The organism is Rhodococcus sp. MurmanLake-1 (assembly GCF_056945715.1).
The window spans coordinates 1-909 of sequence record NZ_JBWZNF010000058.1 but is presented as its reverse complement, the minus strand read 5'-3'; the positions used below and the strand labels follow the sequence as shown (position 1 = coordinate 909).

Here is a 909-nt window from a genome sequence, read left to right as displayed (position 1 = left end):
CCGTCCTCGCGTAATGAGTATGTGTTGGATTCGGCTGATCCGGTGTGTGTGGTGTCGACGGAGCGTGATGGTTTCGTGGCGTCGGGTCGTCGGGTTGTGTGTGTGGATGTTGTTGATGTGTCTGGTTTTTCGGGTGCGCGGGTTTCTGATGTGGATCGGCGCTCGCCGTTGCGGGCGTCGAATACGGCGTATGTGATTTTCACGTCGGGGTCGACGGGTCGGCCGAAGGGTGTGGCGGTCTCGCATGCGGCGATTGTGAATCAGTTGGAGTTCATGCAGGGCGAGTATCGCTTGACGTCGTCTGATGTGTATTTGCAGAAGACGGCGACGACGTTCGATGTGTCGTTGTGGGGTTTTTTCATGCCGTTGCGGGTGGGTGCGGTGTTGGTGTTGGCGTCGGCTGATGGTCATCGGGATCCGGGGTATTTGGCGTCGGTGATTGATGATCAGGGTGTGTCGGTGACGGATTTTGTGCCGACGATGTTGTCGACGTTTTCGTCGTTGGTGGATCCGGGGTTGTTGGGTTCGTTGCGTGATGTGTTGGTGATCGGTGAGGCGTTGCCGGTGGAGGCGGTGCGTGAGTTCGGGTTGGTGTCGTCGGCGCGGTTGCATAATTTGTATGGTCCGACTGAGGCGGCGGTGTCGTTTACGTTTGCGGATGTGACGGCTGCTGGGTCGGGGTCTGTGGTCTCGATTGGTGTGCCGGAGTGGAATTGCCGGGTGTTTGTGTTGGATTCGCGCCTTCGGCCGGTTGCGGTGGGTGTTGCGGGTGAGTTGTATTTGTCGGGTGTGCAGTTGGCTCGGGGGTATGTGGGTCGTCCGGATTTGAGTGCGGATCGGTTTGTGGCGTCGCCGTTCGGTTCGGGTGGGGAGCGGATGTATCGGACGGGTGATTTGGTCCGTTGGAAC

General features: G+C 58.9%; 1 protein-coding gene. It reads left to right on the top strand.

Features of this window, described 5'->3' with window-relative positions; genetic code table 11:
• Positions 1 to 909 (top strand): AMP-binding protein (locus AC2ETI_RS32575; protein WP_483635048.1); only part of this gene is annotated, 909 nt, incomplete at both ends.